Here is a 25,265-nt window from a genome sequence, read left to right as displayed (position 1 = left end):
ACTTCTCGCGGAGTGGCAACCGGTGGCTGATCTCTGGTTCGGCGTCCTCGGCCCGCTGGACGTGCGGGCCGACGGGTGGAAGATCCCCCTGCACGGGCCTCGCCAGGAGAGGGCGCTCGCGGCCCTCCTGCTGAGCGCCGGCCACGCGGTGACGGTCGACCGCCTCATCGAGGTCGTGTGGGAGGAGCCGCCCGCCTCGGCACGCCGCCAGATCCAGGACCTGGTGTCGAAACTGCGGCGGGCCCTGGCCGCCGCCGGCGCGGGTGGAGACGTCATCGCCACCGTACGCGGCGGCTACCAGTTACGGCCCGGCACCGGCCGGCTGGACGCGACGGAGTTCGAGGAGCTCGTCGCGTCCGCGCGCGACGCCGAGCCCGCGCACGCGGCCGCCGTGCTCAGGCAGGCGCTCGCCCTGTGGCGGGGCGAGCCGCTGGGCGGCGTGGACTGCCTCGCGCTCGCCGGCGACGTGCGCACCCTCCAGGAGAAGCGGCTGGCGGCCTGGGAGGAGTGGGCCAAGTTCGAGCTGGCCGCCGGCCGCCACCACGAGGTCACCGCCGAGCTGACCGCCCTGGTCGAGCGCCATCCGCTGCGCGAGTCGCTGGTGGCGTCGCTGATGCGGGCCATGACCGCCGCGGGCCGCGCGGCCGACGCGCTCGACGCCTACCACCGGGCGCGGGAGAAGCTGCGGGACGAGCTGGGCCTCGATCCGGGTACGGAGCTTCAGACCCTGTACGAACGCATCCTGCGGGCCGCCGAACCCGGCCCGCTCCCGGAGCCGCCGCCGCCCGTCGCCGCGTCCCAGCTGCCCATGGACGCCTTCGGTTTCGTCGGCAGGGGCGGCGAGCTCTCCCGGCTCGACGCCCTGCTGGACCACGCAGCGCTCCAGCCGACGGCGGTGGCGATGGCCGTCGTGTCGGGCAGCGCGGGCGTCGGCAAGACCGCGCTGGTGACGCACTGGGCGCACCGCGTCCGCGACCGATTCCCCGGCGGGCACCTGTACGTGAACCTGCGGGGATTCGATCCCGGCGGGTCGATGGTGGCGCCGGAGGAGGCGGTGCGCGGATTTCTGTTCGCGCTCGGGGTACCGCCGCAGGGCGTGCCGTCCGGTCTGGACGCGCAGACGGCGCTCTACCGCAGCCTGCTGGCCGGCCGCCGGATGCTGATCGTGCTGGACAACGCCCGCGACGCCGGCCAGGTGCGCCCGCTGCTGCCGGGCTCTCCCGGCTGCGTCGTGGTGGTGACCAGCCGCGACCGGCTGCCCGCCCTGGTCGCCAAGGAGGGCGCCGTCTCGCTGCCGCTGGACCTGCCGACGAGCGGCGAGGCCAGGGAACTGCTCGCCCGCCAGCTTGGGGACGGGCGGGTCGCCGCCGAGCCGGACACCGTGGACGAGCTCATCGCGAGATGCGGCCGGCTGCCGCTGGCCCTGGCGATCGCCGCCGCCCGCGCGGCCGTGCGGCCCGGCGTTCCGCTGGCCGCCATCGCGGAGGATCTGCGTGAGGCGCCCGGGGTGCTGGACGCGCTCGACGCCGGGGACCCGGCTACCCGGGTCAGGGCCGTGTTCTCGTGGTCGTACCGGATCCTCGGCGACGAGCCGGCGCGCATGTTCCGCGCGCTGGCGACGCACCGCGGGCCGCGCATCGGCGTGGCCGCGGCGGCGAGCCTGGCCGGGATCCCCGTACGCGATGCCCGCTCGCTGCTGGAGAGTCTGGCGGGCGCGCACCTCGTCACCGAGGACGCCCCCGCCCGGTACGCCTTCCACGACCTGATGCGCGCGTACGCCGGAGAGCTGGCCGGCCTCCACGATCCGCCCGAGGAGCGGGACGCCGCCCGGCGCCGCCTTTACGACCACTACATCCACACCGCGGAGCAGGGCGGCCGGCTGCTCGACCCGCACCAGGACATCCCCCTGGAGGAGCCGCCGGCCGGTGTCGTCGCCGAGGAGCACCGCGACCAGCGGGAGGCGCTGGCGTGGTTCGCCGTGGAGCACGCGGCGCTGCTCGCCGCCGTCGAGGACGCGGCGCGGTCGGGACTGGACGCGCAGGCGTGGCGGCTGGCCATGGCGCTCTACGACTATCTGGATCTGCATTCGCACCTGCACGACCAGGTCGCCGTCCAGACGACCGGCCTCGATGCGGCCTGGCGCCTCGACCGGGCGGCGCAGGCGCACGCCCGCCGCCGCCTCGGCTGGGCCTTCCGCCGCCTCGACCGCCACGACGACGCCCACGCCCACCTGCGGTCGGCTCTCGACCTGTACGAAGCCCTCGGCGACGTGCGCAACCGGGCGCACGTCCACGGCAACCTGTGCGGCGTGCTCGAACGGCAGGGCAGGTACGCGGAGGCGCTCGTCCACGCGGAGCGAGCCCTGGAGCTCTACACCGAGGCCGGTCTGCCCGCCTGGCAGGCCAGGGCGCTCAACGCCGTCGGCTGGCTCCACGGCCTGCTCGGCGACTACGACAAGACCCTCCAGTACTGCGGCCGGGCGCTGTGGATGCACGAGGAGTCGGGCGATCGGCGCGGCCAGGCGGCCACCTGGGACAGCCTCGGTTTCGCCCACCACCACCTCGGCTCGCACCAGCAGGCCGTCGCCTGCTTCACCCGCGCCATCGACCTGCTCAGACACCTCGGCGACCGGTACGGCCAGGCCGAGACGCTGCTCGTGCTCGGTGACGCCCACCAGGCCGCCGGGGAGACCGGCGAGAGCCTGCGCGCTTGGCGGGAGGCCCGCGACATCCTCGTCCAGCTCAACCACCCCGATGCCGGCAAGGCCCTCGCCCGGCTCGGGCGCGACCTGGCGCCCAGGCGGTGACCAGAACGCGGCTATACCGGCGGTCTACCCGGCTCGATCCGGGAGCACCCCGGCGCGAGCCCTCAGGCGACGCGGGCACCGGCGACCCCTTCGCCGCGCGCCTGAGCGCCCGGCGTCAGCGGAGCGCCTCCTGCGGGGTGTCCGCGCGCAGCGGCCTGAGCGCCCGTGACCAGGTGATGATCTCGTCGAGCAGCTCGTTGAGGGTCTCCTCCTGGTGCGGGCCGGGGCGATCAGCGCCGGTCCGCCCCACCACGCCCCCGCCCCCAGCCGGCGGGAGGCCGACCGGATGATCGCCTCCGGCGTCCACGTCTTCCTGTACGGCTACGGCGCTGACCGCGTCACCCCTGACGAAAGTCAGGGGTGAGGCTGGTCTTTCGGGCATGCCGGGCACGGCGCCGCCCCGGCCAGGTCGGGATGACCGACCCCTCGGCGCCGCTGCCGGGCAAACGCTCGGGCGAGATCACCACGGCGTACGCGGGCGCCTTCTTCAACCGGCACCTGCGCGGCGAACACCGGCCGCTGCTGGACGGCCCGTCCGCCGCCAACCCGGAGGTCACCTTCCACAACCGTTCACCTCAGTGATCCGCCCGTGCCGGGCGAGGGGCTCCGCCTGACCGCATCCTCACGGCCGGTCGGCCTTGGCTTCGCTGCCGTGGACGATGAGCGCGTACAGCACGAGGACGTCGACCGCGATGACGGCCAGCGACCACCAGGGGTTGACGGCGATCCAGGTCAGTTGTGTGAGGGCGTTGAGCATCACCAGGATGACGCCGACCACTCGGGCCCAGCTCTGGCCGACGGTGACGGCGATGCCCGTGGCCAGGACGAGCACGCCCAGGAAGAGATGGAGCCAGCCCCAGGTGGTGACGTCGAAGAGCAGCAGCCGGTTGGGCGTCTGTACGTAGATCCGGTTGGCGAGGACGGCGGCCAGTCCGGTGATGATGTTGAACAGCCCTGCCAGGACGCCGCGACGAGCTCGCCACCGCCGCGCTGCCGGGGCGGCCCGCGGCGGACCCGGCACGAGTGACCTGCGTGCCGGACTCCGCGAGGAGGACCGCGCGGCCGATCTCCGGCCGCGCGGTCGCATGCCCGCTCACGAGATCGGGCGGACCTCCACGATCGGGCAGGCCGGCCACGAGCGGACCAGCTTCAGCGCCTCGTCCAGGTCGGCCACCTCGACCTCGGCGAACCCGCTGACCACCTCCTTGCCCTCCACGAACGGCCCGTCCGTGACCACCGGCTCCCCGGGGCCGAGCCGCACCGTGGTCGCGGTGTGCACCGGCGCCAGGTGGGTGTGGTGGGTGATCTTTCCTGCGTGCTCGGCGAACCAGCGGCCCACCGCCTCGAAGGCGGCCTGCCGCTCCTCCTCGCCCATCTCCTCCAACTGCTTGGCGAACTCCTCGGTCTCCACGAACATCAGCACGTACTTCACGCGTGTCCTCCTCGATCCGTCGGGTGGGGTCAGGGCGACCCCGCGGCCTCGAACCCCGGTCCGAGCCGGTCGTGCGCCCCTTCACTGAACACGACGATCGGGATGCACGCCCACACGACACCTCGGCAGAAGGGTTACCCGGGCCTGCGGGTAGAGGGCGCCTGTGCAGACCAAGTCCACCCCTCCCGCGAGGGCCACCCGGGCGGTCCGTCTGCGCGGGCGCGTCCTCGCCCTGGCGGCGGGGGCCTGCCTGGCAGCGGCGTTTCCCGCCGTCGGCGCCTGGTGGTGGGCGTGGGCTGGGCTGGTTCCGCTCGTCGTCCTCGCCGCGAGGGCGGGATCGTACGTCGAGGCGGCATGGCGCGGCTGGTTCGCTGCCGTGGGCTTCTTCACGGTCCTGCACCACTGGGTGCTCCACTCCCTGGGGGTGTTCGCGCCGCTCGTGCTGGGGATCGCGGGCCTGTCCTGGGTGCCGTTCGGGCTTGTCGCGTACGGCCTGCTCCGCCGGGCCTCCGTGGCCCGGGTCGTCGCGGCGCTGCTGGTGTTGCCCTCCGTCTGGGTGGTCATCGAGGTCCTGCGTTCGTGGGAACATCTGGCCGGTGCGTGGGGGGTGCTCGGTTCGAGTCAGTGGCGCGTGCCGCCCGTCCTCGCGCCGGCCGCGCTCGGCGGCGTGTGGCTGCTGAGCTTCGTGCTGGTCGCCGTCAACGCCGGGCTCTCCGCCGCCGTGCTGCCCGGCGCCGGGCGGCGAACCCGGCTGGTGGGCGCGGGCGCCGCCGTCACGCTGGCCGTGCTCGCCGTCGGCTACGGGCTCGTACGGCCGGAGCCCGCCGGCACGGGCACCATGCGCGTGGCCGGTGTGCAGACAGGCGATGTGCCCGGCCCGGCCCGGCGCCTGGCCGCGAACCTGCGCCTGACCCGCGAGCTCGCCGGCCGCGATCACGACGTCGTCGTCTGGGGGCAGAGCAGCGTCGCGTTCGACCCGGCGCGGCGGCCCGACGTGGATCGCCGGCTGCGGACGGCCGCCGCCGGGGTGGGCAGCGATCTGCTGGTCAACGTGGATGCCAGGGGCTCATCCGGACAGATCACCAAGGCGACGTACCAGTACACCGCGGATGGCGTCGTGAACAGGTATGTCAAGCAGCGGCTGGTGCCGTTCGGCGAGTACATCCCGTTGCGGCCCATGCTCGGCTGGCTGGCCGATCACACCGACGCGGCAGCGGAGGACCGGATTACCGGCGGCCGGCTCACCGTCCTGGACGTCGCGGGACACCGGGTCGGCCCGCTCATCTCCTACGAGTCCGCCTTTCCCGACATGCGGCGCCGGCTGGCCGTCATGGGCGCGGACCTCACCCTCGTGCAGGGCTCGCTCACGACGTTTCACGGCAGCTGGGCGCACGCGCAGCAGGCCGGCCTCGAAGCCGTGCGCGCGGTCGAGTCCGGCCGTCCGGCCGTGCTCGTGGAAGCCGACGGGACCTCGGCCGCGTTCGACGCCAGGGGCAGGCCGCTGGCCTGGTACGGCCCCGGGTACCGGGGCGCCTTCGTGATCGACGTGCCGCTGTCCCTGGAGGTCACGCCGTACGTCCGGCTGGGGGACTGGGTGCCCGTCATGGCCGCCGGGATCCTGGCCGCGAGCGGCGTCGGGCTCGCCGCCCGGCGGGCCCTTCGGAGGAGGGACACGCTCGGCGGGGACGCGACACGCGTACGCGGTGATGGCGCGGCGTGATCGCGGAGTCGCCGCCTCCCCTACGGGTGTGATGCTTCGATCAGCCGCCGGTGCGACTCCAGCATGCCCTCCGGCAGGTCGTCTGGGGTGCACCAGCGGGCCTCCAGGATCTCCATCGGGTTCAGCCGCATCGTGCCGCTGCCGGCGTACGCGGCCGCGTAGGCGACCTCCACCCTGAGCTGGAACCCGCTCCTGAGCTGCACCATCTCCCCGACGATCACCTCCCCGTGCGGGTCTTCGGGCAGAGCCCGCGCGACCGGCGGGCGGTGCGGTCGAGGATGGGCATCATGCTGCAGGAGAGCGGGTTCTCTCCCGACCTGACGGTGAGGGAGTCCGTACGGCTGTTCGGCACGCTCTCGCAGCGCACCGACAGGGTCGAACGCGTGCTCGGCGTCGTCGACCTCACCCGCAAGGCAGACACCAAGGTGTCGCAGCTCTCCGGCGGCGAGAAGCGGCGGCTCGACTTCGCCACCGCCGTGTACGGAACGCCCGAGCTGGTCTTCCTCGACGAGCCCACCACCGGGTTTGACATCCAGTCCAGGGACGACCTGTGGGACGCCGTGGACAGGCTGCGCGACGACGGATCCACCGTCGTTCTCACCACGCACTACCTGGAAGAGGCGCAGCAACGCGCCGACCGCATCGGGCTCATGCACCGAGGCGCCTTCCACAGGGAAGGGACCGTCTCCGAGCTGACGCGGACCCTGCCCGCCACCATCCGCTTCTCCGCGGGCGGCGGCGCGCCCGCGCTACCCCTGCAGGCCACGAGCGAGAGCGACGGGACGTTCCGCATCGAGACCTTCGGCCTGCAGAAGGACCTGCACACGTTGCTCCGCTGGGCGCAGGACCACGCCGTGGAACTGGGCCGGCTCGAAGCCGGGCCGACCCGGCTGGACGACGTCTTCCGCGCCCTCGGCAACGACTAGACGACCTCTCTCACCGAGAAAAGGACCTTTCGCCATGCTCTCGATCGCTCTCAGCGAGCTGGTCCAGATCTTCCGGAACCGGCTGGTTCTGGTCACCAGCCTCGTCATGCCCGTGGCGGTCAGCTCGTTCTTCATCTACCGGCACGACGTCTTCGCGGCTGTGGGCAGTCTCGGATACATCGCGGCGGTGGTGATGTTCACCGTGGGGGCCTTCGGGCTCTACGCCACCACGGTGACCACGCTGGCAGAACCTCTTCCTCAAGCGGCTGCGCTCCACCGCGGCGGGCGACACCGGCATCCTCTCCGGGCTGCTCCTCCCGATCACCGTCATCTCGCTGCTCCAGGTGGCCGTGATCACGACCGTGCTGGCCATGGTCACGGGCGCGCCCGACAACGTCCTCCTCCTGGCGGCGGCCGTGCTCGCGATGGTGATCATGATGCTCGGCCTGGGACTCGCCACGGCGGGGCTGACGAACTCCGCCGAGCACGCCCAGGTGACCGCGCTGCCCGTCAGCATCGGCACCATCGCCGTGGCCAGCTGGGTGGGGATCACCGGCGCCGAGGAGCTCACCCTGCTCAAGCGGCTGCTTCCCGGCGGCTCGGCCACCGAACTCGTGGTCAACGCCTGGAACGGCGGCGTCCCCCTCGCGGACTCCCTGCTCCTCCTGGCGCCCACGCTGGGCTGGGTCATCGTGGCCGTCGCGCTGGCCTCCCGCATCTTCCGTTGGGAGCCCCGCCGGTGACGTACCGCTGTTCCCGCAGGTCCGGTAGGGGCGGTATACCCTTTTCCCATGACCCGGCAAGACCTCGCGACCCTTGTGCACCTGAGGCGGGCTCGGGATCTGATCGACCGCGAATACACCCGCCCGCTCGACGTGCCGACGCTGGCCCGCCACGCGCTCATGTCGCCGGCGCACTTCTCGCGGCAGTTCCGGGCGGCCTACGGCGAGACGCCGTACAACTACCTCATGACCCGCCGCGTCGAACGCGCGATGGCGCTGCTGCGTGCGGGGGTCAGCGTGACCGACGCGTGCATGGCGGTGGGCTGCACCTCGCTCGGCTCGTTCAGCTCCAAATTCACCCAGCTCGTGGGGGAGACGCCGAGCGCCTACCGCGCGCGGGAGCATCGCGCCGTGACGGCGATGCCCCCGTGCGTGGCGAAGGTGCACACCCGGCCCACCAAGGACGCGCCGAGCAGGATCGAAGAAGCGGACAGCGAGCCGGTTACCTAGCGTTGTCCGCATGACCATCTCACTTCACAACTGCCACATCACCGTCCACGACGTCGACGAGGCGCTCGCCTTCTACCGCGACGCGCTCGGCCTCGAAGTACGCAACGACGTGCCCTCCGGCGAGGGCCGCTGGGTCACCCTCGGCAGCCCCGGCCTGCCGGCCCCCGAATACGTGCTCTCCACCCCGCACTCCGGCCGGTCGAAGGCCGACGGCGACGACCTACACGACCTGCTCGTCAAGGGCGTGCTGCCGATGATCGTCTTCCGTGCCGACGATCTCGACGCGACCTTCGAGAAGGTCCGCGAATCCGGCGCCGAGGTGCTGCAGGAGCCCATCGACCACCCCTGGGGCACGCGCGACTGCGCGTTCCGCGACCCGTCGGGCACCATGGTGCGCATCGCGCAGGCCCCGAAGGCCTGAGCGCTGTTTCCTGGATCAGGAGGAGTGTGCCGTCACCGCCCCCTGACCGCGTAGGTCAGGTGGGTCACCCGCTGCGTCGGCTCCGCGCGGACCGGCTCCAGGGCCACGCGGCCCGCGTCCACGCCCTCGAACAGGCGGATTCCGGAGCCGAACAGCACGGGTGAGAGCGCGATCGAGAACTCGTCGACCAGGCCGGCGTTCACGTACTCCAGGATCGTCGCGCCGCCGCCCGCGATGCGGACGTCCCGGTCGCCGGCGGCCTCGCGGGCCTGGTCGAGCGCGCTCTCGATGCCGTCGTTGACGAAGTGGAACGTGGTGCCACCCGGCCGCTCCCAGGGGTCACGCTTCTCGTGCGTCACGACGAAGACCGGCGTGTGGAACGGCGCCTCCTCCGGCCACATCTGCTCGCCGGCGTCGAACATGCGCTTGCCCATCACGCTCGCGCCGGTGCGCTCGAACGTCTCCCGCACGATGTCGTTGTCGCGCCCTTCCTCGCCGCCCTCGCCGAGCTTCAGGTTCTCCCGGAAGAACCGCTGCGGGAAGATCCACCGCTGCAGTTCCATCCACTGCCGCCCCATCAAGTCCCCGAGGGACTCGGGTGCGATGAAACCGTCCAGCGACATCGACACGCTGAAGAACACCTTCCCGGCCATCAGCCCTCAGCTCCCGTCCGAACGATCTCGGTGACGTAGGCAGCCAGGTTGCTCAGGGTCTGCCGGCCGCCCTCGATCGCGTGGTATTTCTCGACCGCTTCGTCGCGCAGCTCCTTGGTGGGGAACACCGTGCGCATCTCGATCCGGGTCGCCGCCCCGTCGGGCGCGAACGCGAGGACCGACTCGAAGGCGTTCGGGTCGCCGCGGTGTTCGCCGTGCAGCAGCGCGATCCGCTCCGGCGGGGCGATCTCGGTCCAGGTGATCCACTCCTGGTAGTCCGTCCCGTCCGGTCCGTGCATCACGAAGTCCCACTCCCCGCCGACGCGGAACTCGAAGGACCGCGTGGTGGTGGTGAACCCCTCCGGCCCCCACCACCGCGACAGGTGCCGGACTTCGGTGAACGCCTCGAACACCAGCTCCCGTGGGGCGTCGATGACCCGGGAGATCACGATCTCGCGGTCGGCCGTCGCCGACTGCGCCGGCGCTCCGTGTTCCTGCTCGCTCATCAGTTACCGCCTTCTTGCCTTGCCTGCTTGAGGTCCTGCACGTACGCGTCCAGCCGGTCGAAGCTCTCGTTCCAGAACCGCTCGAACCCGCCGGTCCACTCGTGGATGGGTCGCAGCCCGCGGGCGTCCAGGCCGTACAGGCGCTGTTTGCCTGCCTTGCGGTCCCGCACCAGCCCGACCTCCCGGAGCACCCGCAGGTGTTTGGACGCGCGCGGCTGGGTCATCCCCAGCTCCTTGGCCAACTCGGTCACCGGCCGCTCACCCGCCCGCAGCAGCACCAGGATCTCTCGGCGCTGCGGCTCGGCGATCGCGTTGAAGACGTCCGACGTCGTCGCTGCTCGTGCCATGGGCAGCTATCATATGCCGATATAGGCATGTGTCAAGCCGGAGGCATCAGGCGGTCGTGGTCCTCACCCCTTCGTGCGACGCCGGGCGTGCGGACGGCGGGACCGAAGATCAGGGGTTGCGCGGCACGTCCTTGACGAACACGATCCCGTCGTTCCCGGCCAGGTGGGCCGGGTTCAGCGGGAAGTAGCCGTACCAGGGGGACAGGCGAGCGGCGGGCGGCTGGTCGCCGAGCGCGGCGGCCAGCAGGCGGGCGTCCACGACGTAGTGGTCGTGCGGGACCGTGGAGAGGAGCCCTTCGAGGGTGTCCGGGGGAGGGGTGCCCACCCCCTCGTGCCATATCGTGCCGACGGCCGTGGCCAGGAAGGCGTACCCCTCGCCCAGGCGGGCGCTCACGAGCGCGCCGGCGCTCCACCATTCCGGCCGCAGGTCGCCCAGCCGCATCGTGCTCTTCTCCCGCTGGAGATGGGCGTTGTGGGCGTGGACCAGCGTCGGGCCCCGCTCGGCGAGCGCGAGGAGGTTGGCGGCCATCATCGAGTCCCGCAGGCCGAGCAGCCGCGCCACGCGGCCCGGTGAGGTGTCGGCCATCCAGAAGTGGTAGCGCAGCAGGCCGGTGGCGGTGCGCCCGTACAGGCGAGCCCGGTCCCAGCCGTCGCGCGAGGACGCCGCGATCAGGTGCGGCGTCTCCGCGTCGAGCAGCGCCACCAGGTCGTCGGCGAGCAGCCGCAACTCCCTCGCCTCGGCCGACCGCCCCGCGGACCGGGACGGGTCCGTCATCGCGGCGGGCTCGGTCCACCGGTCGTCGGAGCCGAGCAGGCGGTCGAGCGTCTCCGCGGAGCAGGGGAGCAGATCCGGCTCCAACCAGGCCGCGAGGTAGCCGTGGAGCGCGGTGACGGCCTGCCGGGGGCTCGCGGCGCCGGTCATCTCCAGCGGGCCGTCGAAACCTGCGAAGCGCAGCCGATCGGACGCGGGCCGGCCGTCGTTGTACGCGCGCATCCAGCGTACGAGCTCGCGGTTGGCCGCGGACGCGCCGAACCCGTGGCTGAACCCGCGCTCCATGACCTCGTCGAGGCTGCCCGTGCCCGAGGTGACGTGGTCGTCCACCACCAGGCCCGCCATGCAGTCGCTCTCGATCGCGATCGAGCGGTAACCCTCCTGCTCGACGAGCTGCCGGAAGAGGTCGTTCCGCTGGTGGAGCAGGATGTCCTCGCCGTGGGTGGGCTCGCCCAGGGCGAGCAGCCGCGGGCGGGCCGGCAGCAGCCTCATGACGGTGGCGGACTCGACGGCATGGGCGATGTCCTGGATGCCGGTAGCCATGCCTTCAACGCTATCGCTGAACCTTATCTGGAGACTTTTCCGCGCCAATGCCCGCTGGAACGGCGGAAAGCCTCAAGCCGTATCACTCCTCCTCCTTGAGTCGTTCGAAGACGAGCTGGGTGCGGCGGACGGCGCGCACGCCGTACACCTCGGAGATCAGGTCGGGGGTGAGGACCTGGCCGGGCGGGCCGCCGGCGAGGACGCGGCCGGCGCTCATGACGTACAGGCGGTCGCAGAACGCGGCGGCCTGGTTGAGGTCGTGCAGCACGGCCAGCGTGGCGACGCCCAGCTCGCGCACCAGGTGCAGGATCTCCAGCTGGTGGCGGATGTCCAGGTGGGAGGTGGGCTCGTCGAGCAGGAGCAGGCGGGTCTCCTGGACCACGGCGCGGGCGATGAGCGCGCGCTGCTTCTCGCCGCCGGACAGGGTGGCGTAGACGCGTTCCTCCGCGCCCGCGAGCCCGACGCGGTCGAGGGCCCGCGCGCACCGCTCCTCGTCGGCGGCGGGGACCCGTTCGTACGGCGTGCGCCCCATCAGCACGACCTCGCCGACGGTGAAGTCCAGCTCGGAGGGCGTCTCCTGGGCCACCACGGCGGTGCGCCGGGCGGACTCGCGCCAGGACAGGCCGTGCACGTCGTCGCCGTCCACGCTGATGAGCCCGGCCGAGGGACGCAGCGCCCGGTAGATCGTGCGCAGCAGGGTGGACTTGCCGCAGCCGTTCGGACCGACGAGGGCGACGAACTTGCCGGCGTCGACCAGGAGGTCGGCCTCGTGCACGATCGGGCGGCCGTCGAGGCGTACGGAGACGCCGCGCAGGTCGAGCATCATGCGACGGTCACCGCCCGGTCGACCGAGCGCCGGCGCAGCAACCACAGGAAGAACGGCACCCCGAACAGCGCGGTGACGATGCTGAGGGCCAGTTCCTGCGGCGCGTTGACGGTCCGCGCGGCGACGTCCACGAGTTGCAGGAACGCCGCGCCGAGCAGCGCCGTGACCGGGAGCACCCTGCGGTGGTCGGCGCCGACGAGCAGGCGGGCCGCGTGCGGCACGATCAGCCCGACGAACGCGATCGCGCCGCTGGTGGCCACCAGGACGCCGACCAGCAGGGAGGTGAGGACGAAGAGCGTGATCCGCAGGCGGTGCACGTTCACGCCGAGGGAGACGGCGGTCTCCTCGCCGGCGGTGAGCGCGTTCAGCCGGCGGTGCTGCAGCAGCAGGTAGACCAGGCCCGCGACCAGGACGACGGTGGGCAGCGGCAACATGTGCCAGCGGGCCCCGCCGAGGCTGCCCATGAGCCAGAACAGCACCTGCTGCGCCGCCCGTCCGCTCTGCGCCTGCTGCAGCACGAAGCTGTAGAGGGCCTGGAAGAGGTACGCCAGCGCGACCCCGGCCAGCACCAGCCGTGACGGGGTGAGCCGGCCCGAGCGCTGGGCCAGCGCGTACACCAGGCCCAGGGCCAGGAGCGCGCCCGCGAAGGCGGCGCCCGACAGCGACAGCCCGCCCAGCGTGGAGGCGCCCAGAATGAGCACGAGCACGGCGCCGAAGGACGCGCCGGACGAGATGCCGAGCAGGAACGGGTCGGCCAGCGGGTTGCGCACCAGCGCCTGCAGCACCGCTCCGACCACCGCCAGCCCGGCCCCGACCAGGAGCGCCAGCAGCGCGCGCGGCAGCCGGAACTCCCACACGATCTGCGCCTGCACCGGCGTCCACGTACGCGGGACGAGGCCGGGCACCAGCCGGTCGGCGACGATGCCCCACGCCTGCGGCAGCGCGACGTGCACCGCGCCGATGCTCACCGCCAGCCACGTTGCGGCGACCACGGCCACGGCCAGCGCGACGACGAGCGCTGCGAACCGGCCGCCGAGCCGGCGAGGCGATCCGGCGTTCGCGGCCCTGGCCGGCGCCTGCCGTGCCTCGCTGGTCATGAGGGGAACGCGTCGGGGTGCAGGAAGCGGGCGATGTCGGTGATGGCCAGGAGGTTGCGGTAGCCGGGATGCTGGGCCGCGACCGGCACGGGGAGCACCCGCCTGGCCTTGGCCGCGGGGCTGTTCCTGGCGATGGCGAGGGCGTCGGCGGTCTTGGCCTGCACGGTCGGCATCGTCTCGCCCCGCAGGGTGGCGTACTCGCTGACCAGGATGGCTTCGGGCTGCGCGGCGCTGATCTGCTCCACGCTGACCTCGGTGTAGTCGCCCTTGACGCCGGCCAGCACGTTCACGCCGCCGGCGGCGGTGATCATCTGGTTGGTGATGCCGGCGCCGCCGTAGGCGTTGACCGGGCCCTTGCCGCCGTCGGTGGCCAGCACCTTGACCGGTGGCCGGCCGGAGACGCGCTCGCGCGCGTCGTCGAGCCGGGCGCGCAGCTCGGCGGCCAGCTTGCCGGCGCGGTCGGACACGCCGAAGATCTTGCCGAGGTTGCGCAGGTCGGTGAAGGTGTCCTCGAGGGTGAACTCGAGCGTCTCCTCGGGGCTGCACCAGCCGCCCAGGATGTACACCGGGGAGCCCGCGGTGTCCAGCTCCTCCACGGTGGCGTAGCCGCCGCCGGCGTCGAAGGAGGCCATCGCGTTGTCCAGGACGAAGTCGGCGCCCTGGGCGAGCATGACCTCCTTCTGGGGGAGCATGATCGTCGGGGAGATCTCCGGGATCTTGTCGTACGGTTCCTTCTGGCCGGGCAGGAACGCGCTCTCGGAGAAGTTCGTACGGCCGGCGATCCTGTCGCCCAGGCCGAGGGCGAGCAGCGTCTCCAGAGACGGGTGATAGCCGGTCACGACCTTGGCGGGCGGCCGGTCGAAGGTGAGGGTGCGCCCGCAGTTCTCGACCGTGACGGGGAAACCGGGCGGTGGCGCCGCGGCCGAACCGGTCTCCTGGGTGGCGGGCGCCTGCCCGCAGGCGGTCAGCGTCAGGGCCGCCAGCAGGACGAGCAGCCTTCTCATGATCCGGCGACCGCCTTCGTCGGCACGCTGTCGCGAGTGGTCGGCATGGCTGGGGTGCGGCTCATGGGATGAGTCTCCGGAGGTGAGAGGTCGAGCGATGGTGCGACGACCTCATTTTGCACATATGCCGCAATTGCCAGCAAGTTGCATTATGCTGGCCGCGCCTCGCCGCGCACGCCCTGCTGCTCAGGAGACGTCGGCCGAGGCGACCCTCATCCCGGCTCCGCCAGTGCCCGGCGGCACGCCCGCGGGGACAACGGCTCTCCTGTGGGGCATGCGCTTCCCCCTGTTCGCCCGATCGCACGACATCGGGCGACCATCGTCAGGAGGCGGTGTGAACCGCCACTGAAAGCGCTCTGCAACGGCTTCTGCCGGACAGCAACGCGTGGTTCCGGACGGTCAACCGGGGCTAGGGCCGCACCCGCCCGGCCCGGGACTCCAGATAGCGCTGCTCGGCGATGCTCGCGGTGGCCTTCGCGGCACGCCGGTAATGCTCGTACGCACCGGCCGTGTCGCCGGTCTGCTCCAGCAGGTGAGCCCGTACGGACAACAGCCGGTGATGCCCGGCCAGCCGCTCGTCACCGTTCAACGTGGACAGCAGGGCCAGTCCCGCGGCCGGGCCCTCGGTCTCGGCGAGCGCGATCGCCCGGTTCAGCGTGACCATCGGGTTGGGCGCGATCCGTTCCAGGATCAGATAGAGCGCGTGCACCTGCGGCCAGTTGGTCTCCTCCGCCGTCGCCGCGTCGGCGTGCGTCGCGGCGATGGCGGCCTGCAGCTGGTACGGCCCCAGCGCCGGGGCGGCCAGCGACGCCTTGACCAGCTCGATGCCCTCGTCGATCAGGGTGCGGTCCCACGTCGTGCGGTCCTGCTCGGCCAGCGGCACCAGGTCGCCCGCCGCCGTCGTACGCGCCCGCCTGCGGGCGTCGGTCAGCAACATCAGCGCGAGCAGCCCGGTCACCTCGCCGTCGCCGGGCAACTGCGCGTGGACCATCCTGGCCAGCCGGATCGCCTCGTGCGCGAGGTCGACGCGGTGCAGCTCGCTGCCCGACGAGGCGGTGTAACCCTCGTTGAAGATCAGGTAGAGCACGTGCAGGACGACCCGCAACCGCTCCTCCCGCTCCGGGCCCTCCGGCAGGCTGAACGAGCTGCCCGCGGCCTTGATGCGCTGCTTGGCCCGGCTGATCCTGGCTGCCATCGTGGCCTCCGGCACCAGGAACGCGCGGGCGATCTCGGCGGTGGTGAGGCCCCCGACCGCCCGCAGCGTCAGGGCGGTCTGGGAGGCCGCGGTCAGCGTCGGATGGCAGCACAGGAACAGCAGCAGGAGCGTGTCGTCGGTGTCCGGCACGTCCTGCGGCGCCACCTCGGCGGCCGTCGCCGACTCCCGCTCCCGGCGCGCGTGGTCGCTGCGCATCTGGTCGATGAGCCGCCGGGACGCGACGGTCACCAGCCAGCCGCGCGGGTTGTCCGGCACCCCCTCGGCCGGCCACTGCACGGTGGCGGCGAGCACGGCCTCCTGCACGGCGTCCTCGCACCCCTCGAACTGGCCGTGCCGGCGTACCAGCGTGCCGAGGACCTGCGGCGTGAGCTCACGCAGCAGGTCCTCGACGGCCGGCGCCGTCATGCCTCCGACGGCCCGTCAGCGAACATGACCTGCCGCACCTCGACCCCCAGCCCCTGGATCGCGGCGTCCGGGATCCGCGCCGCCAGCTCGATCGCCCGCTCCTTGTTCTCGCAGTCGATCAGGTAGAAGCCGCCCAGGAATTCCTTCGACTCCAGGAAAGGGCCGTCGGTGACCACGGGCTGGCCGTTGCGCACGGACACCACGGCCGCCTGGGAAGGGTCGACCAGCGCCTGCGTGTTGATCAGCTCGCCGGACTCCTTCAGCGCCTCGATGAACCTGGCGTGGCCGTCGCCGATCGCCGCCTTCTCCTCGTCGGTCAGCGCGTCCAGCACGGCCGGGTTGATGTGCATGCCGATCAGGAACTTCATGTCGTACTCCTCGTGTCGCGCGGAGCCCCGGCTGGGCCCCTTTCGACCGGTTGGTCGGAGCCGTCGCCGTCGCCTTGACATCCCCGCCGGAACTTTTCGTACGAGGTTTCCTCGCCGGGGTGTGTCGTCCTCCCTGTTGACGCAGGATAGGCGACCCGGCCGGCACGGCCGTGAATGCTCAGCCGAGGAGGCCGGGGAGGATGCCGAGCGACACTCCGCCGCCCAGGATCCCTCCGAGGAGGTCGCCCACCAGGGCGAGCAGCGAGCTGAGCAGGTCTTCTGACGGGGCCGCAGCGGCGGCGGCGGCGGGAGTGGCGAGCACGACGGTCAGCATGGCGCCGGTGGCCAGGATGGCGGTCATGCGGGCGGTGGACTTCATGGTGCCTCCACAGGCGGTAACGGAAAGTGATTGCCGGTTACCCTATGCGAGGATGATGGTGTTCGCCGTGACCGCCTCGCCTGGTGTGCTGGGAAGATGGGCCATTCTCACACTGGATCAGGCAGGTTCATCGCCGCCAGCCGTGTCCGGTCGGTCAGGACCGTGATGGCGGCGATGCGGCCGTCGACGACGGTGAACGCGAGCACCGACAGCGCTGCCAGGCCTCCTGGACCACGTCGTCGGCGTCGGCGTGCGAGCCCAGCATGCCGGGTGGCGCGGATGCGCGGCACCGCAACCCTCGCTAGAGTTCTTTGCGATCATCGACGTTGATCGCCATCGACGGCTCTCGCCCTGTGGGGCTGCGGGCACGGCTGGGCGGTCGTGCAGGGCGGACACCGGGGGAGATGGGTTTGGCCGGCCAGAGCAGAGGGCGGCCGGGCTGGCTCCACGTGGGCGCGCTCGAGCGCCGGCTGACCCGGGCCTGGAATCCCGGCACCTTCCCGCCCGCTGAGGTCCTCCTGTCCATCATGACGTTGTCCGCCGTGCCGCGGGCGTTAGGGGCCCGTCTGGCCGCACACCTGGACGGCGGCATCGTGGTCGGGCCCGGCGCCGTGCCCGACCTGCCCGGCTTCGAGGCTCTTCGCGGTGTCGCGCTGCCGGTCCAGCAGGGCGGCTGGGAGCGCAGCGCCGGCGTCTACGACCCCAACCGGCGGCGCGTCGGCGTCGGCAGCGTGCCGTCTCCGTCGGTCAGCGTGGCCGGGCACGAGTTGGGGCACGCCACGGACCACCTGGAAGGCATGCCGTCGCGCGGCGTGTTCTGGTCACGGTTGCACGCGTCGCGGGCGCCGCATCTGGCACCCCCCTTCCGGCAGGACCCGACCGAGCTCTATGCCGAGGCCTTCGCCTGCGTGCTCACCGGGAGAGCCCGCCGCCTGATCAGCTTATTCGGGGACGAGGACGCCGCTCAGCGCGCCTATCTATGGGTTTCGGGCCGCTATGGGATGGGCTGACCGGATCTCCTTGCCCTGCTGAACGTGCGCGCTATTCTGAGGACAGAACCGGTGACCGGTGAGACGGGAGGGACGCAGCTCATGACCGCCATCATGCTGGCCGGCGGAGTCCTGCGGGTGCCCGAGTCGGGCGTGTTGCCGGACGGGACCCGCGTGGACAGCACGCGCGACATCGCCCCCGACGCCCCCGACTACGCGACCTGGCTCCCGTACGTCATTCCCGAGGGAGCCGCGTGGCACGGCAGCACTGACGACGAGAGCATCCTGGCGCGCTGGCGGGCGGCCGCCAGCGCCTGACCCGCCGAAACCCGGGGCGACCCTGGACCGGTGGCCATGGACCGGGCCCGGCGTCGCCTTCGACCTGGAGGAGTCGGTCGGCGGGTGACCGGCGTGACGGCCGGGCAGTCGCCGCCGCCCGGCCGTGGGCGATGACGCCGCCTCGAAGGGCATCAGCGGTTGTACGCCAGACTGTGGACCGGGTGCTCCCCCTCGGTCTGCAGCCGGTATTCGTGGCCGGACTTGGCGCGGTTGTCGTCGATGACCCGCTCGGAAGGCGCCTTCTCACCGCCCATGATCGCCTCCTGCATCTTCTCGAAGCGTTCGTGGGCCTCCTGCACGTAGCCGGTGCCCAGGGTGGTGTAGTCGATCTGGGTGGCGATGAGTTCGCGCACGTACTGCTTGTTGGGCTCGAACGTCACCGGAGCGGGAAGTTCGGGCGCGAGCACCTGCTCCGGGTCGCGGCCGTCGTGCCGCTTGAACAGCTCGGCCGCCAGCCGCAGGTGCTCCAGCTCCATGTTGAGGTGCAGCTCCCAGATGCTCTTCACCTTGGGGTCGGACTCGGTCTCCATGAACGAGTGGTACAGGTAGCACTCGTTGTACTCGTGGTTGAGCAGCATCTCCCACCAGCTCTCGCCGGGGTCGACCAGCGACTCGTAGTGGGTGACGTGTTCCTCCTCGACGAGGCCGATCTCCTGGTAGAGCTGGCGGGCGATCGGCTCCATGTACATGGGCCCGACGTTCATGTAGAAGTTCATGGTCTGCTGCTCGGCCGACATGATGGTCAGCGCGTGCAGCTTGGAGATGGGCGCGGTCGAGCTCTTGTCGTAGGGCTCGCGCACGTTGTCGACGGGGTCGCGGTGGTGCAGGTAGGTCGGCCGGCCGGGCATCACCTCGGTGAGCTGGTCGACGATCTTCTCGGCCTTGCGGTGCTCGATCATCTCGTAGAGGTTGGCGTAGCGGTAGAGGTGGTCGAAGTCCTCCAGCACGCCGAACTGGTAGGCCTGCTTCAGATACGCGTCCGGCTCCATCCGGGCCACCCACGCGGTCAGGTCGACGGCCACCTGCTCGTACGCCATGCTGGTCTCCAGCACCGACGCCAGGCCGGGCAGCAGCCAGTTGACCGCCTTCTGCTGCTGCGCCTCGATGTAACGCACGCGGGCCAGCTGCTGCTTCAGCTCCACGTCGGGACAGTGGCGGGCGAGGTGGTGGCTGAACATGATCGCCTCCACCTCGATGCCGTTCATCGTGATGATCCGGCACCGCGTGTACGGGTCGGCGTGATCGGGATCGGTCGGTGTGACGTTGAGCTCACGCCAGTTGCGCAGCTGCTTGTCCAGCGGGATGCCCCGCTCCTGAAGCGGATTGAAGGTCATGTGCGTGCGCTCCTTCGCGCTGGTCAGAGAGGTGCGGAGTGCCCGCCCTACCCGAGGCTTCCCGGCCCAGTCTCTGCGCGCTCCCGCCTGAAATTCCGGATTCGGTAAGCATTTCCGCCCTCCTTGACGTGCGCGGCGTGCCGTTCCTTCCGCTGGGTAGGCCACGCCTGGACTCGGAGGAGGATCGCCATGACCGACCAGAAGACGGCGCCGGAGACGATGGACGAGACGGACGTCATCGACCTGCTGCAGGCCCAGCACGGAATGATCCGGGACCTGTTCGACGAGGTCGAGCAGGCGCCCGCCGGCGGGCGCGACGAGGCGTTCAGCCGGCTGGTGCGGATGCTGGCCGTGCACGAGACCGCCGAGGAGGAGATCGTCCACCCCTACGCGCGCCGCACCATCGACGGCGGCGACGCCGTGGTCGACGACCGGCTCGCCGAGGAGAACGAAGCCAAGGAGATGTTGTCGCGGATGGACCAGGCGGGCCCGGACGCCCCCGGCTTCATGCAGAACCTGGCGATGTTGCGCGCCGCCGTCGAGGCGCACGCCCGCAGCGAGGAACGTTACGAGTTCCTCCAGCTCCGGGCCCACACCAGCCAGGCCCAGCGGCGCGGCATGGCCGCCGGGGTCAAGGCCGCCGAGGCGATGGCCCCCACGCATCCGCACCCCGGCACCGAGTCGGCCGTCAAGAACGTCCTGGTCGGGACGCCGGTCGCGATGATGGACCGCGTCCGCGACGTGGTCCGCCAGGCGATGGGCAAAAATCCCTGACCACGGCGGCGCGCGGCCCAGAGCGCCCTACCCGCGTGCGCTCGACGCGAGCGGGCGCGGGCGGGCCGGCGAGACCTCGCCGCGGTAGACGATGACGACCGCGGCGAGGCAGATGGCCAGGCCGAGAGCGGTCTGCACGTGGAAGGGCTCGCGGAACATGAGGGCTCCCCACACCGCCGTGACCGGGGCCATGAGGAACATGAGCGTGTTGACCTTGGTGACTCCGGAGCGCCTCAGGATGAGCCAGTACAGCCCGTACCCGCCGAAGGTGGACAGGACCACCAGCCAGGTGATCGCGATCCAGAACGAGGTGTCGGCAGGCGGCCGCGCGGCTCCCGCGCTCACGGCCAGTGTGGTGAAGATGACGGCGCTGGTGGCGCAGTGCACGGTCATCGACACCGCGGGGGCGATCTGCGTACGGGAGCGGCCTTGCAGCAGCGTGGCCGCCACCAGCGAGAACATGCCGAGGAGCGGGATGAGATAGGCCCACCAGGCCGCGCCGGCGCCGGACGTGGCATCGGCCAGGGTGACCACGGCCACGCCGGCCACTCCGAGGCCCAGGCCGAGCCACTGCTTGCGGGCGACGGGTTGATGCAGCAACGGTCCGGCGAGTGCTCCGGCGACGAGCGGCTGGACGCCGTCGATCAGCGCCGTGGTGCCGCTGGAGACCCCGAGCTGGATCGCGTAGTAGACGGTGAGCAGGTAACCGCTCTGCGAGAGCACGCCGATCATGGCCTGCCGGGTGACGTCGCGCGCGGTGAGGCCTCTCCATGACGTTCCCGAGAGGGCGGCGATGGCGATCAGGACGACGGCCAGGGGCAGGAAACGCCACATCAGGATCGTGACCGCGGAGGCGGTGCCCACGCCGAGCTTGGCCCCGATGAAGCCGGAGCTCCAGCAGAGCACGAAAGCGATCGAGAACAGGAGATTCACGACGGCGTCCTTAACTATACCGATCTGTATACCTTTCCCTTCACTATACAGATCGGTATAATCAGTGTCATGGGCAGCAGCGACAGGCTCCAGCGGATCACGATGACGCCCGCCGCACGGCGCGTCCTGGAGGCCGCCGCGAGGCTGTTCTACGAGCGCGGCATCCATGCCGTCGGGGTGGATCTGATCGCCGCCGAGGCCGGGGTGACGAAGAAGACCCTCTACGACCGGTTCGGCTGCAAGGAGCAGATCGTCGTGGAGTATCTCGCGGATCGCGACGAACGCTGGCGCGCCTTCCTCGCCGGCCACCTGGACGCCGCGGAGCCGGCGCCGGCGGCGCGCGTCCTGGCCGTCTTCGACGCGTCACGCGAGTGGGCCGCGCAGCACAGCCACAAAGGGTGCAGCATGGTCAACGCCCACGCCGAGATCAGCGATCCGTCCCACCCGGCCTATCCGATCATCACGGGGCAGAAGCAGTGGATGCTCGCCCTGTTCACCGACCTCGCCCGGGACCTCGCCCCGGAGAGGGCCGCTCACCTGGGCCGCACGCTCATGCTGCTCCACGAAGGAGCGCTCGTCGCCCAGGGCCTCACCATTTTCACAGACCCCATCGCCCATGCCCGCGAACAGGCCGAAACCCTGCTCGCCGCCGCGATCGGAACGAGCCCTGCCCCGGCGTGACGACCGGGCGGGAATCGAGAAGCGCGGGTCAGTGGACCGTGGTCAACGTGACGTCATGGCTTTCAGCGTGTCGCGTCCAGGACCGGTTTCACGTCGACGACCGGGGTGCCGACGAGCGGCCGCGGGCCGGATATGGTGCTGCGGTGGACGCTTCGAGCGAGCCGCGCCGCCCCGGCATGCGCCAGGTCGCGCGAGAGGCCGGGGTCTCGCCGACGACGGTGAGCAACGTCCTCAACAGTCCCGAGCTCGTCGCCGAGGAGACCCGCCGGCGCGTGCACGCGGCGATGGAACGTATGGGCTACCTGCCCGACAACGCCGCCAGGCGGTTACGAGGGATGCCCAGCCCGCTGGTCGGCGCGGTGACGCTGGACATCGCCGGCCCGTTCTTCACCGAGGTGTGCCGCGGGGTGGAGGACCGGCTGCTCCAGGACGGTTGCATGCTCATGACCTGCAGCACCGACCTGCAGCCGGGGCGGGAGCGGCACTACCTCCAGGAGCTGGAGAAGCAGCGCGTGCGCGGCGTGCTCATCACCCCGGTCGAGGCCGACCTGGATCCGCTCGTCTCCCTGGCCGGGCGGGGCGTCCCGGTGGTGCTGCTCGACCACAGGTCCGACGGCCGGCTGTGCTCGGTGTCGATGGACAACCAGTGGGGCGGTGAGCAGGTCGCGGCACACCTGATCGCGTTGGGGCATCGGCGGATCGCCCTGCTCAGCGCGGCGATCGAGGTGCAGCAGACGGCCGAGCGCCACGCCGGGGTGCGTAAGGCGTTCCTGAAGGCCGGCCTGGACCCGGACCGGGGCGTTCTGGACGTCCGAGTGCCGTCGCCCGACATCACGGTGACCGCCGCGGCGGCGCTTGAGGACGTCCTGGGCGCGGCCGATCCGCCCACCGCGATCATCTGCCTCAACGACACCGCGGCGCTCGGGGTGATCGGCGGCCTGAAGGAGCGGGGGATCGCGGTGCCGGGGGAGATGTCGGTCGTGGGGTACGACGACGTGGCGTTCGCCGCGCAGCTGGCCCCGTCGCTGACCACCGTGTGGCAGCCGAAGCGTGAGCTGGGCCGGATCGCGGCGGAGCTGCTGCTGGACGAGACCCGGCCGGGGCACCGCCATCAGAAGCTGGTCTACCGGCCGCGGCTGGTCGTTCGCGAGTCCACCGCGCCGCCCTGCCGCTGATCCGTTCCGGTCACGAAACTTTCAGCGCCGTGGAAGGCGCTTTCCGCCGCTGACCTGAAAGGTAACAATCGCCCGCCGGCTGGACGGCGGTGTCTCGTTGACACCCTGGTCAGTGCCTTCTTACCGTGTGGGCGCTCGGCACCTCATCGGGATCCGTACACCGATTGGACGTTCAATGAAACGTTTATCCCGTCCAGCGCTGCTCTTCACGACGCTCGGCAGCACCGTGTGCCTGGTCGCCGCGGCCGCCGTCGGCCTGCAGTCGCCGGCCTCCGCCGCGGTGGCCTGCGAGGTCGACTACGCCGTCGCCGCCCAGTGGTCCGAAGGGTTCACCGGCAACGTGACCATCAGGAACGTCGGCGAAGCCGTCAACGGCTGGCGCCTGGACTGGTCGTTCACCGACGGACAGCGGATCACCCAGGCGTGGAACGCCACCGCCACGCAGAACGGCTCCGCCGTCAGGGCCGAGGACGCGGGCTACAACGCCGCGATCCCGCAGGGCGGCAGCACGACGTTCGGCTTCAACGCCTCATGGAACGGCTCCGCCAACCCGGCGCCCGCCTCGTTCGCCCTCAACGGCGTCACCTGCACCGGCGACCCCGGCGAGCCGACCCCCACGGTCACCCCCACGGTCACACCCACTGGCCCCGCGGACGCCAAGCAGGCGGAAGACCTCGACCGCGGCCTGATCAGCGTCCGCTCCGGCGGCGGCAACCTGGTCTCCTGGCGGTTGCTGGGCACCGAGCCCCGCGACACGTCCTTCGCCGTCTATCGAGGCGGCACCCGCGTCGCCACCGTCACCGACTCCACCAACTACCTGGACTCCGGGGCGGCCGCGGACGCCTCCTACACGGTCCGCCCGGTCACCGGCGGCGCCGAGGGCCCGGCCTCCGAACCCTCGCTCCGTTTCGCGGACGGCCATCTCGACGTGCCCATCTCCCCGCCCAGCGCAGGCCACCACGCCAACGACGCCTCCGTCGGCGACCTGGACGGCGACGGCCGCCTCGACCTGGTGCTGAAGTGGGAGGCCGACAACTCCAAGGACAACTCCCAGTCCGGCACCACCGACGTGGTCTACATCGACGGGATCAAGCTGGACGGCACCCGCCTGTGGCGCGTCAACCTGGGCCGCAACATCCGGGCAGGCGCCCACTACACGCAGTTCCAGGTCTACGACTACGACGGCGACGGCAGGGCCGAGGTCGCCATGAAGACCGCCGACGGCACCGTCGACGGCCGCGGCACCGTCATCGGCGACGCGAGCGCCGACCACCGCAACTCCTCCGGCTACATCCTGTCCGGGCCCGAGTTCCTCACCATGTTCGACGGCCGGACCGGCGCGGCGCTGTCCACGGTGAACTACGACCCGCCCCGCGGCAACGTCTCCTCCTGGGGCGACTCCTACGGCAACCGGGTGGACCGCTTCCTGGCCGGCACCGCGTACCTGGACGGGCAGCGGCCGAGCCTCATCATGGCCCGCGGCTACTACACCCGCGCCGTGATCGCCGCCTGGGACTTCCGCGACGGCCGGCTCGTCAAGCGCTGGACGTTCGACAGCAACGCCTCTGGCAACGGCTCGTACGCCGGCCAGGGCAACCACAGCCTCACCGTCGGCGACGTGGACGCCGACGGCCGCGACGAGATCGTCTACGGCGCCGCCGCCATCGACGACGACGGCGGCCGCCTGTGGAACGTCGGATGGGGCCACGGTGACGCCGCGCACCTGGGCGACCTCGACCCCGGCCGCGCGGGCCAGGAGTACGTGAAGATCTCCGAGCCGGCCGACCGGCCCGGCCTGTACATGGTCGACGCCCGTACCGGACAGGTGTTGTGGCAGACCGGCAGCTCCGACGGCGAGGGGCCCGGGCGCGGCGTGGCCGGCGACATCTACGCCGGCAGCCCTGGCGCCGAGTCCTGGGCCGCGGGGGCGGGGCAGAACGGGCTGCGCAACACCTCCGGCACGGTCGTCGGCCGCCAGCCGTCCTCGGCCAACTTCCTGTCCTGGTGGGACGCCGACCCGGTGCGCGAGCTGCTGGACCAGACCAGGATCGACAAGTACGGCACCGGCGGCGAGACCCGCCTGCTGACCGCCTCCGGCGTCCACAGCAACAACGGCACCAAGGCCACCCCGTCACTGTCGGGCGACATCCTCGGCGACTGGCGCGAGGAGGTCATCTGGCCCACCACCGACGACCGCGCCCTGCGCATCTACGCCACACCCCACGCGACCACCACCAAGATCCACACCCTGCTGCACGACCCGCAGTACCGCGTGGCCCTCGCCTGGCAGAACACCGCCTACAACCAGCCGCCGCACCCCAGCTTCTTCATCGGCGACGCCATGAGCACCCCGCCCCGGCCCAACGTCTACGTGCGCTGACCGCGCG

The 25,265-nt window shown here is 71.6% G+C and carries 29 protein-coding genes; 13 read left to right on the top strand and 16 right to left on the bottom strand.

The window, feature by feature from the left end; translation table 11 throughout:
- Positions 1–22: 22 nt before the first annotated feature.
- The gene (locus tag ABGA98_RS01345) at positions 23–2,806 is read left to right on the top strand and encodes a BTAD domain-containing putative transcriptional regulator (protein WP_347616311.1); all 2,784 of its coding nucleotides are present in this window, start codon (positions 23–25) and stop codon (positions 2,804–2,806) included.
- Between the two features lie 115 nt (positions 2,807–2,921).
- Here ABGA98_RS01345 and ABGA98_RS01340 read toward each other — a convergent pair whose 3' ends face one another.
- A complete protein-coding gene (locus ABGA98_RS01340; protein ID WP_347616310.1) occupies positions 2,922–3,188 on the bottom strand; it encodes a hypothetical protein in 267 nt (88 codons plus the stop codon).
- A 32-nt stretch (positions 3,189–3,220) separates the two neighbouring features.
- Here ABGA98_RS01340 and ABGA98_RS01335 point away from each other — a divergent pair, with 32 nt between their 5' ends.
- Entirely contained in the window at positions 3,221–3,388 is a 168-nt protein-coding gene (locus tag ABGA98_RS01335; protein ID WP_347616309.1) for a hypothetical protein, read from the top strand.
- Between the two features lie 40 nt (positions 3,389–3,428).
- On the opposite strand, the gene ABGA98_RS01330 is transcribed toward ABGA98_RS01335, so the two are convergent.
- Together ABGA98_RS01330 and ABGA98_RS01325 are read right to left on the bottom strand one after the other, a co-directional pair.
- On the bottom strand, positions 3,429–3,827 hold the full coding sequence (locus tag ABGA98_RS01330; RefSeq protein ID WP_347616308.1) for a hypothetical protein: 399 nt from the start codon (positions 3,825–3,827) through the stop codon (positions 3,429–3,431).
- A gap of 72 nt (positions 3,828–3,899) precedes the next feature.
- Positions 3,900–4,238, bottom strand: coding sequence for a YciI family protein (locus ABGA98_RS01325; protein WP_347616307.1), 339 nt, complete (start codon positions 4,236–4,238; stop codon positions 3,900–3,902).
- Positions 4,239–4,401: 163 nt separating this feature from the next.
- Between ABGA98_RS01325 and lnt the strand changes: the two genes are divergently transcribed.
- Entirely contained in the window at positions 4,402–5,958 is a 1,557-nt protein-coding gene (gene lnt, locus ABGA98_RS01320) for an apolipoprotein N-acyltransferase (RefSeq protein WP_347616306.1), read from the top strand.
- 20 nt (positions 5,959–5,978) lie between these two features.
- On the opposite strand, the gene ABGA98_RS01315 is transcribed toward lnt, so the two are convergent.
- Positions 5,979–6,164 (bottom strand): hypothetical protein, encoded by a 186-nt coding sequence (locus tag ABGA98_RS01315; protein ID WP_347616305.1) that lies wholly within the window; start codon positions 6,162–6,164, stop codon positions 5,979–5,981.
- A 21-nt stretch (positions 6,165–6,185) separates the two neighbouring features.
- On the opposite strand from ABGA98_RS01315, the gene ABGA98_RS01310 reads away from it, so the two are divergent.
- From ABGA98_RS01310 to ABGA98_RS01295, 4 genes are all read left to right on the top strand, one after another.
- The gene (locus ABGA98_RS01310) at positions 6,186–6,884 is read left to right on the top strand and encodes an ABC transporter ATP-binding protein (protein WP_347616304.1); all 699 of its coding nucleotides are present in this window, start codon (positions 6,186–6,188) and stop codon (positions 6,882–6,884) included.
- Positions 6,885–7,228: 344 nt separating this feature from the next.
- Complete coding sequence (locus ABGA98_RS01305; RefSeq protein WP_347616303.1) at positions 7,229–7,627, top strand: hypothetical protein; 399 nt, start codon at positions 7,229–7,231, stop codon at positions 7,625–7,627.
- A gap of 48 nt (positions 7,628–7,675) precedes the next feature.
- Positions 7,676–8,116, top strand: coding sequence for a helix-turn-helix transcriptional regulator (locus ABGA98_RS01300; protein ID WP_347616302.1), 441 nt, complete (start codon positions 7,676–7,678; stop codon positions 8,114–8,116).
- 10 nt (positions 8,117–8,126) lie between these two features.
- The gene (locus ABGA98_RS01295; RefSeq protein ID WP_347616301.1) at positions 8,127–8,537 is read left to right on the top strand and encodes a VOC family protein; all 411 of its coding nucleotides are present in this window, start codon (positions 8,127–8,129) and stop codon (positions 8,535–8,537) included.
- Positions 8,538–8,569: 32 nt separating this feature from the next.
- On the opposite strand, the gene ABGA98_RS01290 is transcribed toward ABGA98_RS01295, so the two are convergent.
- The 10 genes from ABGA98_RS01290 to ABGA98_RS01245 all read right to left on the bottom strand — a co-directional run bounded on the left by ABGA98_RS01290 (position 8,570) and on the right by ABGA98_RS01245 (position 16,653).
- On the bottom strand, positions 8,570–9,190 hold the full coding sequence (locus tag ABGA98_RS01290) for a dihydrofolate reductase family protein (protein WP_347616300.1): 621 nt from the start codon (positions 9,188–9,190) through the stop codon (positions 8,570–8,572).
- Complete coding sequence (locus tag ABGA98_RS01285) at positions 9,190–9,696, bottom strand: SRPBCC family protein (RefSeq protein WP_347616299.1); 507 nt, start codon at positions 9,694–9,696, stop codon at positions 9,190–9,192. The genes ABGA98_RS01290 and ABGA98_RS01285 overlap by 1 nt, the downstream gene beginning before the upstream one ends.
- Positions 9,696–10,043, bottom strand: a complete 348-nt coding sequence (locus ABGA98_RS01280) for a metalloregulator ArsR/SmtB family transcription factor (protein ID WP_347616298.1) — start codon at positions 10,041–10,043, stop codon at positions 9,696–9,698. Before ABGA98_RS01280 ends, ABGA98_RS01285 begins: the two co-directional genes overlap by 1 nt.
- Positions 10,044–10,152: 109 nt before the next feature.
- Positions 10,153–11,358, bottom strand: a complete 1,206-nt coding sequence (locus ABGA98_RS01275; RefSeq protein ID WP_347616297.1) for an erythromycin esterase family protein — start codon at positions 11,356–11,358, stop codon at positions 10,153–10,155.
- A gap of 82 nt (positions 11,359–11,440) precedes the next feature.
- Complete coding sequence (locus ABGA98_RS01270; protein WP_347616296.1) at positions 11,441–12,184, bottom strand: ABC transporter ATP-binding protein; 744 nt, start codon at positions 12,182–12,184, stop codon at positions 11,441–11,443.
- Positions 12,181–13,281, bottom strand: coding sequence for an iron ABC transporter permease (locus tag ABGA98_RS01265; protein ID WP_347616295.1), 1,101 nt, complete (start codon positions 13,279–13,281; stop codon positions 12,181–12,183). Before ABGA98_RS01265 ends, ABGA98_RS01270 begins: the two co-directional genes overlap by 4 nt.
- Positions 13,278–14,285, bottom strand: coding sequence for an ABC transporter substrate-binding protein (locus ABGA98_RS01260; protein WP_347616294.1), 1,008 nt, complete (start codon positions 14,283–14,285; stop codon positions 13,278–13,280). Before ABGA98_RS01260 ends, ABGA98_RS01265 begins: the two co-directional genes overlap by 4 nt.
- Before the next feature lie 409 nt (positions 14,286–14,694).
- Complete coding sequence (locus ABGA98_RS01255) at positions 14,695–15,906, bottom strand: DUF6596 domain-containing protein (RefSeq protein WP_347616293.1); 1,212 nt, start codon at positions 15,904–15,906, stop codon at positions 14,695–14,697.
- Positions 15,903–16,274, bottom strand: coding sequence for a YciI family protein (locus ABGA98_RS01250; RefSeq protein WP_347616292.1), 372 nt, complete (start codon positions 16,272–16,274; stop codon positions 15,903–15,905). Before ABGA98_RS01250 ends, ABGA98_RS01255 begins: the two co-directional genes overlap by 4 nt.
- 178 nt (positions 16,275–16,452) lie before the next feature.
- The gene (locus ABGA98_RS01245; RefSeq protein WP_347616291.1) at positions 16,453–16,653 is read right to left on the bottom strand and encodes a hypothetical protein; all 201 of its coding nucleotides are present in this window, start codon (positions 16,651–16,653) and stop codon (positions 16,453–16,455) included.
- Positions 16,654–17,063: 410 nt separating this feature from the next.
- Between ABGA98_RS01245 and ABGA98_RS01240 the strand changes: the two genes are divergently transcribed.
- Positions 17,064–17,663 carry a hypothetical protein gene (locus ABGA98_RS01240; protein WP_347616290.1) on the top strand — a complete coding sequence of 200 codons (600 nt, stop codon included), beginning with the start codon at positions 17,064–17,066 and terminating at the stop codon, positions 17,661–17,663.
- Between the two features lie 51 nt (positions 17,664–17,714).
- A complete protein-coding gene (locus ABGA98_RS01235) occupies positions 17,715–17,960 on the top strand; it encodes a hypothetical protein (RefSeq protein WP_347616289.1) in 246 nt (81 codons plus the stop codon).
- Positions 17,961–18,112: 152 nt separating this feature from the next.
- Here ABGA98_RS01235 and ABGA98_RS01230 read toward each other — a convergent pair whose 3' ends face one another.
- Positions 18,113–19,315, bottom strand: a complete 1,203-nt coding sequence (locus tag ABGA98_RS01230) for a hypothetical protein (RefSeq protein WP_347616288.1) — start codon at positions 19,313–19,315, stop codon at positions 18,113–18,115.
- Positions 19,316–19,504: 189 nt separating this feature from the next.
- On the opposite strand from ABGA98_RS01230, the gene ABGA98_RS01225 reads away from it, so the two are divergent.
- A complete protein-coding gene (locus ABGA98_RS01225) occupies positions 19,505–20,089 on the top strand; it encodes a hemerythrin domain-containing protein (protein WP_347616287.1) in 585 nt (194 codons plus the stop codon).
- A gap of 27 nt (positions 20,090–20,116) precedes the next feature.
- Here ABGA98_RS01225 and ABGA98_RS01220 read toward each other — a convergent pair whose 3' ends face one another.
- A complete protein-coding gene (locus tag ABGA98_RS01220) occupies positions 20,117–21,022 on the bottom strand; it encodes a DMT family transporter (RefSeq protein ID WP_347616286.1) in 906 nt (301 codons plus the stop codon).
- Positions 21,023–21,091: 69 nt separating this feature from the next.
- On the opposite strand from ABGA98_RS01220, the gene ABGA98_RS01215 reads away from it, so the two are divergent.
- The 3 genes from ABGA98_RS01215 to ABGA98_RS01205 all read left to right on the top strand — a co-directional run bounded on the left by ABGA98_RS01215 (position 21,092) and on the right by ABGA98_RS01205 (position 25,258).
- Entirely contained in the window at positions 21,092–21,703 is a 612-nt protein-coding gene (locus ABGA98_RS01215; RefSeq protein ID WP_347616285.1) for a helix-turn-helix domain-containing protein, read from the top strand.
- Between the two features lie 143 nt (positions 21,704–21,846).
- Positions 21,847–22,878: a LacI family DNA-binding transcriptional regulator gene (locus ABGA98_RS01210; protein WP_347616284.1), complete on the top strand. Its 1,032-nt coding sequence runs from the start codon at positions 21,847–21,849 to the stop codon at positions 22,876–22,878.
- Between the two features lie 175 nt (positions 22,879–23,053).
- Complete coding sequence (locus tag ABGA98_RS01205; RefSeq protein ID WP_347616283.1) at positions 23,054–25,258, top strand: cellulose binding domain-containing protein; 2,205 nt, start codon at positions 23,054–23,056, stop codon at positions 25,256–25,258.
- Positions 25,259–25,265 lie beyond the last annotated feature (7 nt).

It is taken from the genome of Nonomuraea sp. B1E8 (assembly GCF_039871515.1).
GTDB lineage: Bacteria > Actinomycetota > Actinomycetes > Streptosporangiales > Streptosporangiaceae > Nonomuraea.
Note: the sequence above shows the minus strand (reverse complement) of the source record. Positions and strands in the feature narration are given on the sequence as shown.